The organism is Alteromonas sp. G5_S2_22_S1 (assembly GCF_054968525.1).
On the sequence record NZ_JBQKUJ010000012.1, the window covers coordinates 107871 to 124449 of the forward strand.

Annotated in this window: 13 protein-coding genes; 8 read left to right on the top strand and 5 right to left on the bottom strand. The window is 44.1% G+C overall.

The window, feature by feature from the left end; genetic code table 11:
* Nucleotides 1-317 precede the first annotated feature (317 nt).
* The 5 genes from ACTRWF_RS13685 to ACTRWF_RS13705 all read left to right on the top strand — a co-directional run bounded on the left by ACTRWF_RS13685 (nucleotide 318) and on the right by ACTRWF_RS13705 (nucleotide 5209).
* Nucleotides 318-1211 carry a substrate-binding domain-containing protein gene (locus ACTRWF_RS13685; protein ID WP_462835716.1) on the top strand — a complete coding sequence of 298 codons (894 nt, stop codon included), beginning with the start codon at nucleotides 318-320 and terminating at the stop codon, nucleotides 1209-1211.
* Nucleotides 1211-2164: a hypothetical protein gene (locus tag ACTRWF_RS13690; protein WP_462835717.1), complete on the top strand. Its 954-nt coding sequence runs from the start codon at nucleotides 1211-1213 to the stop codon at nucleotides 2162-2164. The genes ACTRWF_RS13685 and ACTRWF_RS13690 overlap by 1 nt, the downstream gene beginning before the upstream one ends.
* 188 nt (nucleotides 2165-2352) lie before the next feature.
* Nucleotides 2353-2976 carry a uridine kinase gene (gene udk, locus ACTRWF_RS13695; RefSeq protein ID WP_014950808.1) on the top strand — a complete coding sequence of 208 codons (624 nt, stop codon included), beginning with the start codon at nucleotides 2353-2355 and terminating at the stop codon, nucleotides 2974-2976.
* Between the two features lie 12 nt (nucleotides 2977-2988).
* Nucleotides 2989-4200, top strand: a complete 1212-nt coding sequence (locus tag ACTRWF_RS13700; RefSeq protein ID WP_015068155.1) for a NupC/NupG family nucleoside CNT transporter — start codon at nucleotides 2989-2991, stop codon at nucleotides 4198-4200.
* Nucleotides 4201-4369: 169 nt separating this feature from the next.
* Nucleotides 4370-5209, top strand: a complete 840-nt coding sequence (locus ACTRWF_RS13705; protein ID WP_015068156.1) for an isopenicillin N synthase family dioxygenase — start codon at nucleotides 4370-4372, stop codon at nucleotides 5207-5209.
* A gap of 65 nt (nucleotides 5210-5274) precedes the next feature.
* Here ACTRWF_RS13705 and ACTRWF_RS13710 read toward each other — a convergent pair whose 3' ends face one another.
* Complete coding sequence (locus ACTRWF_RS13710) at nucleotides 5275-6432, bottom strand: tetratricopeptide repeat protein (protein ID WP_287150889.1); 1158 nt, start codon at nucleotides 6430-6432, stop codon at nucleotides 5275-5277.
* A 281-nt stretch (nucleotides 6433-6713) separates the two neighbouring features.
* On the opposite strand from ACTRWF_RS13710, the gene ACTRWF_RS13715 reads away from it, so the two are divergent.
* Together ACTRWF_RS13715 and ACTRWF_RS13720 are read left to right on the top strand one after the other, a co-directional pair.
* A complete protein-coding gene (locus ACTRWF_RS13715; RefSeq protein ID WP_020744348.1) occupies nucleotides 6714-7133 on the top strand; it encodes an MAPEG family protein in 420 nt (139 codons plus the stop codon).
* A 126-nt stretch (nucleotides 7134-7259) separates the two neighbouring features.
* On the top strand, nucleotides 7260-8249 hold the full coding sequence (locus tag ACTRWF_RS13720) for a diguanylate cyclase domain-containing protein (RefSeq protein WP_462835718.1): 990 nt from the start codon (nucleotides 7260-7262) through the stop codon (nucleotides 8247-8249).
* A 1-nt stretch (nucleotide 8250) separates the two neighbouring features.
* On the opposite strand, the gene ACTRWF_RS13725 is transcribed toward ACTRWF_RS13720, so the two are convergent.
* From ACTRWF_RS13725 to ACTRWF_RS13740, 4 genes are all read right to left on the bottom strand, one after another.
* Nucleotides 8251-8931: an exonuclease domain-containing protein gene (locus tag ACTRWF_RS13725; protein WP_462835719.1), complete on the bottom strand. Its 681-nt coding sequence runs from the start codon at nucleotides 8929-8931 to the stop codon at nucleotides 8251-8253.
* A 5-nt stretch (nucleotides 8932-8936) separates the two neighbouring features.
* Complete coding sequence (locus ACTRWF_RS13730) at nucleotides 8937-10778, bottom strand: DUF294 nucleotidyltransferase-like domain-containing protein (RefSeq protein WP_020744350.1); 1842 nt, start codon at nucleotides 10776-10778, stop codon at nucleotides 8937-8939.
* Nucleotides 10779-10881: 103 nt separating this feature from the next.
* Nucleotides 10882-12588 carry a sodium:solute symporter family protein gene (locus ACTRWF_RS13735; protein ID WP_015068162.1) on the bottom strand — a complete coding sequence of 569 codons (1707 nt, stop codon included), beginning with the start codon at nucleotides 12586-12588 and terminating at the stop codon, nucleotides 10882-10884.
* A gap of 3 nt (nucleotides 12589-12591) precedes the next feature.
* Nucleotides 12592-12858, bottom strand: a complete 267-nt coding sequence (locus ACTRWF_RS13740; RefSeq protein WP_015068163.1) for a DUF4212 domain-containing protein — start codon at nucleotides 12856-12858, stop codon at nucleotides 12592-12594.
* Between the two features lie 257 nt (nucleotides 12859-13115).
* On the opposite strand from ACTRWF_RS13740, the gene ACTRWF_RS13745 reads away from it, so the two are divergent.
* Nucleotides 13116-16559: a PAS domain-containing hybrid sensor histidine kinase/response regulator gene (locus tag ACTRWF_RS13745; RefSeq protein ID WP_020744351.1), complete on the top strand. Its 3444-nt coding sequence runs from the start codon at nucleotides 13116-13118 to the stop codon at nucleotides 16557-16559.
* Nucleotides 16560-16579 lie beyond the last annotated feature (20 nt).

The window sequence follows — 16579 nt, forward strand, 5'->3', positions numbered from 1 at the left end:
AAAACCTATGACTTTCACTGAACCCGACAAATTGTCGTAAAGGTTCGTGTCAAATTTATTACAATTTTACATTTTTATTTAACAGCAATCGCCCGAGGCTAGTGAGTTTGCAAAAAATTACTTGACCACATGGTCAAGTTAATTTACTTGTTATTATTATTGTCAATTTGCGACGAATAGCTGAACCTATTCTTGCCACATATGCGACTAATAAACAGCGTTTAATAAAAATCAGGTTTACCTATAAAAATTAACCATTTTTCATATAGTTAACACCTTAAAATAAATTTACCTATTGCAATAAATAACCTTAACTGATGAAATCACTATATAAATCGTTAATTCATTTGGTCGTTTTTTTGACGAATTTCAGAATTGTTGCTTCCGGAAAATGGATAATTTTTATGTTAGCCGCCATCTTGTGCGGTTCGATAAACTATTTTCAAAATTCCGTTTCTTTTAGTGACATCGCCCCTCAAACTGGTCAATATTTAACCTGCAAAACCGAACTTGTAGGAAATAATGACGTTTTTTCAGTCTATGTTACCGATGGACGCATTGCCGAAATGGCAAGGCAACGGTTGTGTAATGATGAAACGATAAAACGGCAATACGGTGAAGTGAAAGTAACCATCGGCCAAAGTGATTATGATACGTTCCGATACATTAACCATGGCGTCGTCGATTTAGCGCTCGTTAAAAGTAATGTGGTAAACGCCTTCGGCGCAGACCAAATATATGGTTTAACTAAAATTGCTTCCCACCCAGATTACTCTGCGTTCTTTATAGCGTTAAGAGAACGCCCTCAGTTATCCAAAGAATACCTATTGGGAAAGCGAATTGGGTTACTTGACTACCCTAGCAGTCGTTCAGGACACATTGTTCCTAAAACAGTTATGCAGAACTTGGGGTTAAGCGATAACAATGTAAATATCGTCTACTACAGTTCGCACCAAGAGTTAAGACGGGCCCTGCTTGCGGGTGAGATTGATATTATTTCTTCGTATTGGGCACAAGAAGACAAAGATAGCTTTTCTAGAAACTATGCCACTCCCCTTCAAGAGAGCGTAAGCGGTATGCAGTGGTTCTTAAAAATGCAAACTCAGAACACCGACTTATTCTGCGCGATGCAAAGCGTTGTGCACGAAATAGCCATGGCCCATCCTCGCCCCTATTACAAAACTATTACATTGGAAGAGGGGTGTAATTAATGGGTAATAAACAGCTCCACTTTAAGTCCAAGCCATTTATCGCATTAAATTTGGTTGTTCTAATAGCACTTCTCCAATGCATTGCGCTGACAACTCAGCTATTGTCTTATCAAGCTTCCATTCATCGAGCGCTAGACAAGGTAGAGCGCAGAATTAGTCTAGACAGTGCGTTTTTAGATGTAGGAAATAACACGTTAAATACGCCGGTTAATCAATTTGCAATCTTTCGCTATCTTGGCAGATTAAACGCTACACTCAAAGATGAAAGATACCCTGTCCTCGTAAGAGAGATACAAGGTGTGGTTACAACGAAAGAAGACTTTAGCCAGTATCCAAAACTTGTCACCACAAGCTTTAAAAACGCCGAGCAAGAAATCACGGTAGAAATGCGAGGCAAAAGCCTTTTAAGTGCACTATCGTTCAGTTGGGCTGCACTAGCATTATCAATGCTTCTTACCCCTTTCTTCGCGGTATCAAACCGAACTAAAAAGCGTCGCGCAATAGTAGAAGAGATAATTCCACCTACGCCTAAATTAGTCATCAACCTCAAAGAAAAGACAATTTCTAATGGTATCGATGACAAAGCTGTTACACTACAAAATAAACCGTTATGTTTTTACACCGCACTGGTTAAATATTGCATCGAGCACCCTGGCGAGCCGCTTCCCCCCCATAAAGACGTGCCAACTGAATTGCTCGCCTTAGCGAATAAAAGCTTCGGTCGACTGATAGAACTGGGCCATACCAAGCGTAAACGCCCAGATTTCAACGCGAACCTTGATAAAACGCTCAGTGAAGTACGCGCGGCGCTTGATGAGGTGTTCGTTCGCTATTCTAAAGAAAAAGAAACGTATTACCCACCTAGGGCACAGGGCGAAGGGTCGCGTTCGAAACAACACTCTTACGCGTTACCATCTATAAGAGAAGAGGATATTGAAATTGTTGGAAATTAACTAAAAACTGACCACTTGGAGAACTTTTTGTTATTTTTTGCTAATTAAGTAAACAGCCTGCAATACCTTGAAAATACGATAAAGTTCTAGCAAAGACCGATCCAAAATCTGATAACTTGCGAATATGGCATTGATTCGCGAGGCCTAAACGCGTATCTTTGCACCAACAAAACCAGCTTTATAGTACTATGCAATCGCCACTTATTATTGCCATTTCTGGGGCTTCGGGCTCTGGGAAGTCTCTTTTTACAAAAAATTTGTTCAACGGCTTCAGTGCCCAAGGACGTCCCGTTCAAGTGCTGCGCGAAGATCACTACTATCGTGCGCAAGATCATCTTCCCATGGAGCAGCGTGAGAAGAACAATTATGATCACCCCAACGCCTTTGAACATGAGCTTTTAAAAGCGCACTTACAAGCATTGCGTGACGGTCAACCTATCGACTACCCACATTATTGCTATAAAACGCACACACGTTTACCTGAAACGGAGCGTTTAAACCCCGCACCGGTAATAATACTTGAAGGTATCATGTTGCTAGCCCGTACCGACTTACTACCCTTGTACGACGTTAAAATTTTCATCGATACCCCACTAGATATTTGTTTAATGCGCAGAATGATGCGTGACCTTAAAGAACGTGGTCGCAGTATTGAATCTGTGGCAAAACAGTACGAAGAGACTGTTAAGCCAATGTATCATCAATTTATCGAACCTAGCCGCTTCACTGCCGACGTAGTAGTGACGCAAGGTGGCAAAAACCAAATTGCATTAGATGTGATTAAATCACACATTCAGCAAGCGCTTCTTTAAGGGAACATTACTATGGTAAGTTTACTGGGCATAGCCGTCCTTCTGGGTATTGCTTTCGCGTTATCCTCCGCAAAACGCAGTATTAATCTGCGCACTGTAGGCGGCGCATTTGCTATTCAAGCATCGGTTGGCGCCTTTGTCCTGTACTCGGAACCTGGTAAAGAAGTCTTGTTAAGCGCGACAAAATTTGTCGCCAATATTATTGCCTACAGCCAAGAAGGGATTAATTTTCTATTTGGCCCTATTGGCGACAAATCGATAGCGTTTATTTTCGCCTTTAACGTGCTTCCTGTTATCGTGTTTTTCTCAGCCCTAATTGCGGTCTTATACCACCTTAAGGTAATGGGCATTGTTATTAAGGTGATTGGTGGCTTTCTACAAAAAGCGCTAGGCACAAGTCGTCCTGAGTCTATGTCGTCAGCGGCCAATATTTTTGTCGGCCAAACTGAGGCGCCGTTAGTCGTTCGCCCATTCATCCCACACATGACCCGTTCTGAGCTTTTCGCCATTATGGTGGGGGGCCTTGCTTCCATTGCAGGCTCTGTAATGGCAGGTTACGCCGGCATGGGTGTAGAGCTTAAATATTTACTTGCAGCCAGCTTTATGGCGGCACCGGGTGGCTTATTGATGGCAAAGATCATTTTGCCTGAAACAACCAAACCCAACGAAGATTTACATGACGTAGACGCGGAAGATACCGGCTACGCCAATGTATTTGATGCAGCCGCCAGCGGCGCCGCATCAGGCATGCAGCTTGCGTTAAACGTAGGTGCAATGCTACTTGCTTTTATAGCACTTATTGCCATGTTCAACGGTCTTATAGGCTGGACAGCAGGGTTATTTGGCTATGAAAACGTAACGTTTGAAGGGATCCTGGGTTATGTGCTTCAACCTCTTGCATGGGCAATCGGCGTTCCATGGGAAGAAGCGCAACTTGCAGGCAGCTTTATTGGACAGAAGATGGTGGTAAACGAGTTCGTTGCCTATCTCAACTTCTTAGAAAGCCAAGAACAGCTGTCTGAAGCATCTCAGGCCATTATCACCTTTGCACTTTGTGGTTTTGCAAACTTCTCTTCTATCGCCATTTTGATGGGTGGAATTGGTGCTATGGCACCAACACGCAGAAAAGAAATTGCGAGACTGGGGTTAAAAGCTGTTATTGCTGCAACGTTATCAAACTTAATGAGCGCCGCGCTAGCGGGCTTTTACCTCTCTCTTGGTTAAATTTCATTAAATTAGACCAGTTGGTCAAGAAAATACTAGACTAACTGGTCAGGTTTATGTACATTACGCGCAAATTCATCGCGGGGTTGATTTGTATCAATTTCTGCGACTTTTTTCTGTAGCCCGTCTACCTTTATAATGCCGCAGTCAATATATACGGGATAAAGTTATGCAATTAGTTGCTGTAGATTACCAAGCGGACAACGCTCAAGAAGAATTCGTGAAGTCACTTCGCGAAACCGGGTTCGGTGTTTTAAAAAACCACCCTATCCAGCAGTCATTGGTTCAAGGTATTTACGATAATTGGCAGGCCTTCTTCGACAGTGAACAGAAGAATGATTACCTGTACAACAAAGGTAAACAAGACGGATTTTTCCCTCAGAGTGTTTCTGAGGTAGCCAAAGGCTTTACGAAAAAAGATATTAAAGAGTATTACCATTTTTATCCGTGGGGTCAGTGCCCAGACACACTACGCCCTCAGATTTCTCAATACTATGAGGAAGCAAATGGCTTAGCGAAAGAGTTACTAGGCTGGATAGAAAAACACTCTCCTTCAGAGGTGAGCGGTAAGTACAGTCAACCGCTAGGTGACATGATCAAAGACTCAGATCAAACCTTGCTACGTATACTGCACTACCCACCACTTAAAGGTGATGAAGAAGTTGACGCAATCCGCGCTGCTGCACACGAAGATATTAATTTAATTACTATCTTACCTGCAGCCAATGAGCCTGGACTGCAAGTACAAGCTAAAGACGGTAGTTGGTTAGAGGTTCCTTGTGACTTCGGGAATTTGATTGTGAATATCGGCGATATGCTTCAAGAAGCATCAGGCGGATATTTCCCATCAACTACGCATAGGGTTGTAAACCCAGATGGCGCTGACATGACGAAATCTCGTATTTCATTGCCACTATTCTTACACCCTAGACCAGATGTTGTTCTTTCAGAACGTCATACTGCGGGGTCATACCTGCAAGAGCGCCTTCGTGAGCTGGGCGTTATATAAATTAAGTTCCTTTTGTAGTGTTATTCTTTGCCGCAGCTAGTCTGCGGCTTTTTTTTGCCCTCGCATTAGCGACTAGCCAACGACGCTAATTTAGACGAATAACGCTGTTTTTCTTGCTCGTTCGGAGAATGCTTAACTGCGTGCTTAAGATAACGCGTTGCTTTACTCACATCACCTAGCTCATGAAATGCTTTTGCCATTCCAAACAATAGTTCATGACGTGCGTTATCAAGCCTAAGCCCTCGCTCGTAATGGGTTATTGCCACATCGGCTTTTCCAGCCTCAAAGGCCTGCTCACCTAAGATATAGTGATAAAACGGGTTATTTTTACGTTTTGCCTCTACCATTTGAGTTATCTTTAGGGCCGCATCATCTTTATTTTGATAGGTATAAAGAATCGATAAGTTTTCCCATGCCGTTAAGTTTTCATCGTCCAGTGCTAACGCATGCTTGTAGGCCAACTCAGCTTGCTCATACTCATCAACCATTCGGTACAAAACGCCCAAATTTACCCAGGTCTGCTGTAACGCAGGGGAGATTTTGGCTGCGGCTCTAAAATAGCTGTAGGCTCGGGTATAACTGTTCGCCACTAAAGCGTCAGCGCCCTTATTGTTGTAAAACATAGCTATAACCTTGTCTCTCGATACTGCCTTTCTTGGGAAGTAATTGCGTAACATTTGAGGGTCGAAATCTACATCTGCCCACGTTCCGCCAACCGAGGCTACAGGGCTTTCATTAGGTAGTGAAATACGCAAATTAATATGCCCGTTAAGCAAGCTAAATCCTTCACGGCGAGTCCAATACTCTGGGATATCTACTTCATAAAAAGTGGCGGTAAGCCCAACGTGTTCAGCTAACGCCAGAGTCATAATAGACAATGAAAGGCAATTGGCAGCGCGGTTATTAAACGTGGTATTTGCTGTAGTATTGGCACTGTTTCGATAAAGCATCCCGCGGTCAGAATGATCGAAAATGGCCTTTACTAACCCTTTCACATTTTTTCGTAAAATGCTTTTTTCATGCACGGCTTTTTCTGCAAATTGCTGTGCGTCTTCATCTAAGTAAAAAATCTCTTCGGGCGGCTCGACGGGAAACAAACTAAAAGAGGGAAAGAGGCTATCGTTTAATAATATTGGTGTAGCATCTGCCTGATTGTTATTAGTAGACGTGCACCCACCAACTACAAAACAAAACAGTATTGTTACAAGAATTCGAGCATTCATAATAGGCACCTTTTTATTTACTCGATAGCCTAAATTATAGCACTTGCAGCAAATTTTACATTTTATTTACAACCCCAAATGTTAGCCCCTCACCGCAAAAGAACGTATTTGTTGGCTTTTAAAACCGCGTAAACAAGTCGAAGCGCTGAAAATTTGGTGCTTCGCTTCATCTTTTATTGCGATCTCTTCTAATGCGCGTGGCGTAGGTATTAACGCTAACTTTTTTGAGCATTAATGTGCTCGCATTTCAAAAATATCAAATCTGCTGAAAAGGAGTTCGTATGTTCGCTGTCTATACCTATAGCATTGCCGGCCTGTTACTGATTATTTTTACTGTGTTTGTTCAAAACATCGTGGCCGCCATTGCACACAGAAGACAATCCCAGTATATCCCGGGTAAAGTTAGTGATGAGTTAAGTCATGATAGTTTTGTATTTAGAAGCCACCGAACCTTTCATAATTCGTTAGAGAACGTACACCAATTTACGCTTCCTGCCATTCTATGCATGTTTTTAGGCGCACCAACAACGCTATTAGCGTTACTAATATGGATATATGCATTATGCCGAATAATGCATATGGGGCTATACTACGCAATAGCTACGGAAAAAAACCCTAGCCCCAGAAGCTATTTCTACATGATTGGCGTGCTTTGTACAGTTGGCGTGTTTGGACTTGCGATTTTCCAATTATTTATGTAGGAACGCTGCAACTATGTAAATAATGTGAACCAAATGGTTCAATATTCAACTTATGATTAATCTACAATTGCTTCGTTGAGGAGTAATGTGTGTTATGGAAGTCATCACCCGCACTGAGGAGCGAGCGTGTATATTGAGCAAGTTGGCGAGCGTACTTTAAAAGATTGTAAAGTGCTTATCGTTGACGACCAAGCCAGCAGCAGACTTGTACTGGAAACATTACTTGAGGACACGGTTCCCTGTACTTCTGTGAGTTCAGGACAGGAGGCTATTGAGTACTGTAAGTTTCACACGCCTGATTTAATCTTAATGGACGTGTCAATGCCTGAACTCGATGGGCATCAAACCACCGCGCTTCTAAGGAGTAAGCCTTTATGCGCTCACATCCCTATCATTTTTGTTACTTCATCGAGTACCGATGAAGAAGAGACTCGGTGCTGGGACTCTGGATGCGTTGATTTTGTGGTGAAACCTGTAAATGCATGTACTCTGCGGAACCGAGTGAAATCACATATTAATCATAAGCTGAGGAACGACCTGCTCGAAAAGCTCATTTATGTAGACAAACTAACTGGTGCGTACAATCGGCACTACCTTGATGACTACCTTCCTCGGCTAGTAAAAAATGAGCTTCGAACCTCTACTCCCCTTGCCTTAGTCATATTCGACATCGATCATTTCAAACTCTTTAATGATATGTATGGCCATTTAGACGGCGATAGTTGTTTATGGAAGGTCAGCAAGACCATTAATGATGCGCTGCTACGCCCCATGGATAAGCTGGTAAGAATTGGCGGCGAAGAGTTTCTGGTCATATTGCCTAACACTGATGTGGAAGGGGCAACAGCAGTGACCGAGCGTCTGCTGAAAACTGTTTACGATTTAAATATTCCACACTCTGCATCTGAATACGGGCGCATTACACTAAGCGCAGGGCTCGCCATTAAACATGATGATGCTAGCAAAACAATCGACCATGTCATGCTGGAAGCCGATAAGAATTTATATGCGGCAAAAACATCTGGAAGAAACCAATTGAAAGCGCCTTCGGTAGTGATAAAAAGCATTTCTGAAAATCACCACGCCCATCTTCCAATCAAAAGGCAAAGCGAGTAGCTCAGCCTAATTGATATTGACCCACAGCCTTGGTATGCAGCAATGCCTTTAATGAGTCTTCGCCGGTAATCCCTAATTCGTTTAGTTGCGCAAAAAATAACTGTAACGTGGCTAACGCGTCGTCTAATGCATTGTGGGCGGGAAAGGCGGGTAAGTCTAAGCGCTGCCGACACACCGTAAGCGTAGCGCTATTATTAGGAAGAACCTGATGTTGTTTGTTTAACTGATATAGCGCCAGTTGTAGGGTATCAATGTAAATCACCTCTACTGTTTGTAAATTATTCTGCTTGAACGCTCGGTCAAGTGCCATTAGGTCAAGTTTAGCGTTATGAAATATCAGGATATTACGCTTTAGTAGTGGCAGTAAGTGACGCAGTGCTTCGTCAAGCTCCTCTCCTCTTTCTAATATGTCTTGCGTTAAACCATGAATGACCGGGCTTTGCCCTAAGTCAGCACGGGTATTAATTACGTGATATCCGCTTGATGCAAGAGAAATTCGCATCCTCTTACCTTCCACATAACCCAATGAGGTTATTTGTGTTTTAGACGGCTGCAGGGAGGTAAGTTCTAAATCGATAGCGGCAAATGAAGTCTTACCTACATAGCGTTCTCGAAGCTTTGCTTTAAACCTGTTTTTATCGAAAAACACTGAAGCGCACGCTTGTATAAACTGCTTTATCATCGCATTTAACCTACGCCGCCAGAAAACTTCATTACCATTGCCTGATTGGTTCTATCTATGGCTTTAAATGCAGCTTTAAGCTGATGTTTTTCTATGGACGATAGACTCGATATCGACACTCTATTGTCGGTCACTTTATTTTCCAACTGATGACGCCAGCGCAATCTGTTTAAGAAAAGCCAAATGTCGCGCAAATTAGTGGCATCTCGTTTTGACAGTTGAGAGCGAGATGATAATGCGTCTAAACGAGCAAGGGTATTAGGTAGTGTGATCCCGTCCGCCAATGCATAAATACGGGCTATATTATTAATTAACGCTACCGCTCGGGTTTTAAGGTCAATGACATCCTTTTCTTTTTGTTTGTCGTTTTTCGCTTTTTCATAAATAAACTTCTGAAACATCGATAACGGAACAGAAATCTCATTACTGTGTCTTGCCAGAGCAGCCAAAAACATGTTTTGTTGCATAAGAGGAGCGCGCTGTTTTTGTAGCTGCTTAAACAAGCTGACGTCACCTGCGGCGCAGCGCACGTCAAGAAAGATATTAAAGTGCATGATGGCGTCTTTTGTCGGTGCCTTTACCCAGTGCCGTGCCTCCTCTATGGCCTCGTCTAGTGACAGCCGAAGCGCGGGATTACTGGCCATTATGTTGCCATCGCACAACTTTATGCCGCACTTTGCTAGGCCATTGCAAACATATTCCGACATCTTGGAAAAGTAGTCAGCCTGCGCTTTAGTCGGGGCCTTTGCCAATAACAAGCCGTTGTCTTGATCTGAGCCCATTGTTTGATCTTCTCTTGCCTGAGAACCATACACAAGCCAAGCAAACATCATAGGGGCTTTGCCGTTGGCTTGTTGAAAAAAGCCAATCAACTTTCTTGTCATAATGTCGGTGGCCTGAGACAAAATTTTTCCGGCGATATCATAATCCCCCGCTTTTTTTGCGTGAGCAGCAAAGTAGTGAGGTAGCTGCCAGGACAGCCGAGTCAATTCATACAAGTTTTCAGCTTTACTAAGCTCGCCAATAATGAAGAGAACGTTGCCCCTTTGATGGCGAATAATATCACTCGCCGTTACCATACCTAAGGGCACCAGTGACTGATGATCGATAACGGGCAGGTGATGGATATTTTTTTCTGTCATTAGTGCTAGCGCATCAAACAAAGTCCTATTTCCAGTTATTTGCGCAGGGCTTTGCGTCATAATTTCACTTACCGGCAAATGGGTATCTAACGAAGCCGCAACCACCCGGGATCTCAAGTCGCGATCGGTAACAATGCCGGTAAGCTTGTCATTCTGTGTTACCAACAATGACGACACTTTTTGCGTTGTCATTAGCTGTGCCGCCGCTGAAATCGACGTATCTGCATTTACCGATACAGGCGCTTTTTCAATAACATCACACAGCCCTTTATATAGCCACATTGAATTAGTATCAGAAATAGCATGACTCTGCAGGGCGTTGTCTCTTAACCCATTAAAGAATTGTCGTATCGCCGGCTGCTCAAATAAGGGCGAAACAGCCGATGCATCGAAACGATAAACGAGCCCAGGGCTGTCTACACTGATACTTAACGGGAAGGAGCGCTGCTCCATGATCCCCGCATAGCCAAAGTAGTCGCCTTCACTTAAATGACGCAAAGGCGCATCTGAATCTTGAATAGAGAACTGCCCACCTTGTATAAGAAAAAGTGCGTTATTTTCTTGGTAAAGGTCGCTAACATTCTCGGAAGTAACGTAAATAAGCTCGGTGTGCTTAACTAGCTCCAATTTCTGTTCTTTATCAAGCACATCGAAAGGCGCAGACGTATTTAAGAAGTCTTCCACTTGTTTAGCCATTGCCGTCATAGCCGTCGTCCAATTTTTAAGACAAAAAAGAAAAAACCAACCTACTCACTTTCGCCAGTAGATTGGTTTTATTTGCTAAAGCCTATCTGAAGGCATTATCCATTTAGTGAGCTGACGCTTCGCCCGCACCTTTCGGGTAACGAATGCTTTCAACCAGCTCTTGGATTTCTTCAGGTGCTTCATCGGTTGCTTTAAACACTAGGAACGCCACAATGAAGTTCACCAGCATACCTACCGTGCCAATGCCCTCTGGCGAAATACCGAACCACCAGTTATCAGGCGTATTGGCTGCTGGGTTTACAAACTTGAAGTAAATGATGTAAGCCGCAGTAAAGGCAATACCTGAAATCATGCCTGCAATGGCCCCTTTATCATTCATGCGTTTGCTGAATATACCCATGATGATAGCGGGGAAGAAACTCGACGCAGCCAAGCCGAAGGCAAAGGCGACCACCTGAGCCACAAAGCCGGGCGGATTAATACCGAAGTAGCCCGCGATAACAATTGCCACCCCCGCAGCTAACCTCGCATACATAAGCTCGGCTTTATCGGTAATATTTGGCATGAAGTTTCGCTTCAACAAATCGTGAGATACAGAGGTGGAAATTACCAACAGCAAGCCTGCCGATGTAGAAAGGGCTGCTGCCACTCCCCCCGCTGCAACCAACGCAATTACCCATGCTGGTAGGTTTGCAATTTCAGGGTTTGCCAATACCATGATGTCGCGGTCAACTTTCATTTCGTTGCGCTCATCACCCGAATAGAACATCTTGCCATCGCCGTTTTTATCTTCAAAGGCGATTAGCCCAGTCTGTTCCCAGTTTTTAATCCAAGACGGCGCTTCTGCGTAGCTGGTTCCTGTCATTTCAGGGCCATTAATGGTTTCAATCATATTGACCCGAGCGAATGCCGCTAGCGAAGGAGCAGTGGTATACAAGATAGCAATGAACGCCAATGCATAACCTGCTGATTTACGTGCATCATGAACTTTAGGCACAGTGAAGAAACGAACGATAACGTGTGGAAGACCCGCTGTACCCACCATAAGTGCAAAGGTAATAAAGAATACGTCTATGGTACTTTTGGTACCGGATGTGTATTCATTAAACCCAAGTTCGACGGATAAATTATCGAGCTTTTGCAGCATATGGACGCCGGAGCCGTCAGCAAGTGTGGCACCAAACCCTGTTTGCGGCAGGATGTGGCCTGTCACCATCATAGAGATAAATACCGCTGGTACAATGTAAGCGAATATCATTACGCAGTACTGTGCTACCTGAGTATAGGTAATGCCTTTCATGCCGCCCAATACGGTGTAAAAGAACACGATAACCATACCGATAACCACACCAGATACGATGTCTACTTCTAAGAAACGGCTAAATACCACACCGACCCCACGCATTTGGCCTGCCACGTATGTGAAACAAACAAAGATTGCGCAGAATACAGCCACCGTACGTGCCGTTTGAGAGTAGTAACGATCACCGATGAAATCAGGCACCGTAAATTTGCCGAACTTACGTAAATAAGGTGCTAAACAGAGTGCTAACAATACATAACCGCCGGTCCAGCCCATAAGGTAGACGGCGCCGTCATAGCCCATAAATGAGATAAGCCCAGCCATAGAGATGAAAGACGCTGCCGACATCCAATCTGCTGCGGTAGCCATACCGTTCATCACAGGTGGCACGCCGCCACCAGCAACGTAAAAGTCGTTAGTAGACCCAGCGCGAGCCCAAATTGCAATTGCAATGTAAAGCGCAAAAGAAGCGCCAACAATAATAAATGTTAAAGTTTGAACGTCCATGCTTTACTCCTCATCTACGCCGTAGCGTTTATCCATGGCGTTCATCTTTGCCATATAGACAAAGATCAATGCAACAAATACGTAAATTGCGCCCTGTTGTGCAAACCAGAAGCCTAATTTAAAGCCAAAGAACTGAATTTCATTTAAGATATCGACAAACAGTATGCCGGCACCAAATGATACGATGAACCAAACGACTAAAAGCTTGGCAAGAAGTGATAAATTCTCCTTCCAATACGCTTTTTTGTCCTCTTCGTTTCTAAATGCCATTGTTTCACCCTCATGTCAGGTTAACTAGTTGTTATGATTTTACAATTCCCTAACGCTCGGCTTTGTTAACGTTATTGCTGTGATTCGGTCTTTATCAAATGAAAGAACAAAGCAGCAAAAGTCAAGCATCTAGGAGGTCGGCTATTACTCTAGTCCTGCATCATGAAATTCAAAATGAGACCATGGTCGTAGGTAGACCATGGTCGAAATGGTTATAATAGCAACAGCATTGTTAAATCTTCGTTAAAAGGAATGTTATGGTTTTTGGTTGGGTAACGCTTGCAGTTCTGTATCTCTTCTTACTATTTTCATTAGCGAGTTGGGGCGAAAAGAATTCACCTACTGCCCGCGCACTCACCTCTCACCCGGCTATTTATTCACTCGCGCTCGCTATTTACTGTACGGCTTGGACGTTCTTTGGAATGGTAGGCCAAGCAAGTCGAGACACATGGATTTACCTTCCCATTATGCTTGGTCCCATTTTGGTTTATGTATTGGGGTATAAGTTTATTTATAAGCTGACCTTGGTGAGTAAAAAGCAACATATCACCACCATCTCAGACTTTATTGCTTCACGTTATGGGAAGCGCCAAACCGTTGCGTTAGTAGTAACACTTATTGCTTTATTGGCCACCATTCCCTATATCGCACTTCAGTTGAAGGCCGTTGGGGCGACTTTCCAGTTGTTAACGCAACAACCAAACAGCAACGGCATTATTATTGCCGCCACCGGCTTCATTGCCGCTTTTGCTATTTACTTTGGCACACGCCAAACCGATGTCACTGAATACCGCCGGGGCTTGATGTTAGCCATAGCATTCGAATCGACCATCAAATTACTGGCTTTGGTGCTAGTGGCTGCGGTTGGGTATAGTGCATGGAAACGAACCCAGTCAGGGCCGTTTTTTGAAAGTTTTACTAATGAAATCGCCCTCTCTCAGTTTGGCTCGTTCAGCTTTATTGCACAAACGATCATGGCTGCCGCTGCAATAGTGTGTTTACCCCGCCAGTTCCACGTTGCCATTATCGACAATTTAAGCCTTGGGCATTTGCGCACTGCGCGTTGGCTCTTTCCCTTATACCTTACTGTTATTTCCGCCGTGATCCCGATAATTGCTATCGCGGGCAAAGCGATCTTCGCCAACCAAGGCATAGAGCCCGACTCTTACGTGTTATCACTGGCCGTATTTTCCGAGTCGGTACTGCTTCAGGTTATTGTATTTGTGGGCGGGTTGTCCGCGGCAACGGCGATGATCATTGTCGCTACGCTAACCCTTAGCACTATGTTAACTAACGATGTTATTTTACCTCGCATATTAGCGTTTACGGGCAACACAGATGACAAAAAGGACGTATCGAGAAAGATTCGTTTAATTCGCCGTATTGTTATAGCGTTTATTCTACTTATGGCGTTTTTATACCACCAGCAAATGACCAGCAGCCGCTCTCTTCACTCTATCGGCTTAATTGCCTTCTCGCTGGTTATTCAGCTAATGCCTGCCATTGTGGGCGGGCTGTATTGGAAGCGGGCTCATGCACACGGGGTATATGCAGGCCTAATGGTAGGCCTAGTTATTTGGGTGCTGTGGCTAGTGCTTCCCATTGTGAGCGAGCAAGTATCGCAAATGGAGCAAAACGAGTTAATCAGCCAAGGCGCCATGATTAGCTTGGCGGCAAATAGCTTTGTGTACATTTTATTTTCACACTTCGCGCCCCAGCGTCTTATCGATCGCATTCAAGCCGAAGCCTTCGTATCTCCCGCTATATCCAGCAGTAACACAGTAAAAACCCAGGCAACGAACGTAACAGTATCAGACCTTATTACTTTACTTTCTACCTTCATGGGATCTGGTCGGTGTGAGCAGTTGCTAGACCAATACCAGCACCTTAATAACTGTCAATTGAAGCATGACGACACGCCTAATGAATCCTTTTTATCCTTCTGCGAGCGTGCATTAGGTGGTGTTATTGGCGCATCGAGCGCAAAAGTGCTGCTAGACAGCGCGTTACGTGGTAAAAAAATGGACTTCACTGAGGTTATCAACTTCTTTGATGACACCACGCAGGCAATGCAATTTAATATGACCGCGCTTTTAACGTCGCTTGAAAACATGGATCAAGGAATCAGCGTTGTCGACAAGCATTTAAACTTAGTAGCGTGGAACAAGCGCTACGCTAATCTCTACCCTTACCCCGACAACTTACTCGCGGTGGGTACTCCAATAGAAAAGCTCATTCGATACAATGCCGCTCAGGGTGAATTTGGTACAGATAACGTAGATAGCGAAGTTGAAAAACGTCTCTCACATTTGCGCTCGGGCATGCCTCACCGCTTTACCCGCCAGCGCAAAGATGGCCGAGTCATTGAAATGGTCGGCAACCCGCTACCTGGTGGCGGCTTCGTAACAAGTTTCAACGACATAACAGGGCATGTGGAAATTCAGCAGGCTCTAGAAGAGTCGAATATAGATCTTGAAGCGCGAATTAAAAAGCGTACTGAAGAAGTGCACTCAATTAACGCCGAGTTACGTCTTGAAATTGAACGTCGTTCTGAAGCAGAAAAAGAGCTGATAAGAGCAAGAAAAGCGGCCGAAGATGCTAACGCCAGTAAAACCCGGTTCTTGGCGCTCGCCAGTCACGACGTTCTGCAGCCTTTGAACGCGGCAAAGCTTTATGTCAGTGCGCTAGAAGAGCAAGAGCTACCCGAATCGTCCCACGCCATTATTCAGAAACTTGGACACAGCGTTACGTCGAGCGAAACACTGATTGGTACACTGTTAGATATTGCACGTTTAGATCAGGGCGAGATGAAACCGGATATTGAATCTATTGATATTACGGCACTACTTTCCCCGCTGATAGACGAAATGGCCATGCGAGCCAAAGAAAAAGGCTTGGGCTTTAAAGCCATTGTGCGTCCCTGCTGGGTTAGAGCGGACAAAACCTACTTGTACCGAATTACTCAAAATTTGCTATCAAATGCTGTGAAATATACCGAAAAGGGACGGGTTCTATTTATTGTAAAACCAATAAAAAACACCGTTCATTTTAAAATTCTCGATACGGGCATAGGTATATCTGCCGATAAAAAAGACAGTATCTTCGGCGACTTTTTCCGTGCAAACGAGAGTAAAGAGCACGGTTTGGGGCTGGGCTTAGGGGTAGTAAGGCGCCTAAGCCTTCAACTAAACAGCGATATCCAAGTCATGTCACAAATAGGTAAAGGCAGTTGTTTTACGTTTACGCTCGAGAAAGCCGAACCCAAACGGGTATCGAGTATTGTATCGAAACCTCGCGGCACCACCTTCACGGGTATGGACGTTCTGTGTGTGGACGATCAAAAAGAAAACCTTGATGCCATGAAAACCCTTTTGCAAAAGTGGGGGATTAACGTTGCCCTTGCCAACAACTGGGATGATGCACTAACCCTGTGTAAGACAATTCAGCCGCAAATTCTGTTAATGGATTATCAGCTTAGCCACGACAGCGAGAAAAACGGATTAGCGCTGATAGAGGAAATTAGGCACAGGCTTAACATTGTGGTGCCAGCCGCTTTGATAACCGCAACCCCCGATGAGAGCTTGGTCACACAATGTAAAGCGCAGGGCGTAAACTTTTTGGCAAAGCCACTTAAACCCGCCAAACTCCGTGCCCTTCTTCAAAGTATGACGCGCTATATTAGGGAAGCAAAAAACGTTTAGCTTTAATTGTGGGCACCTTT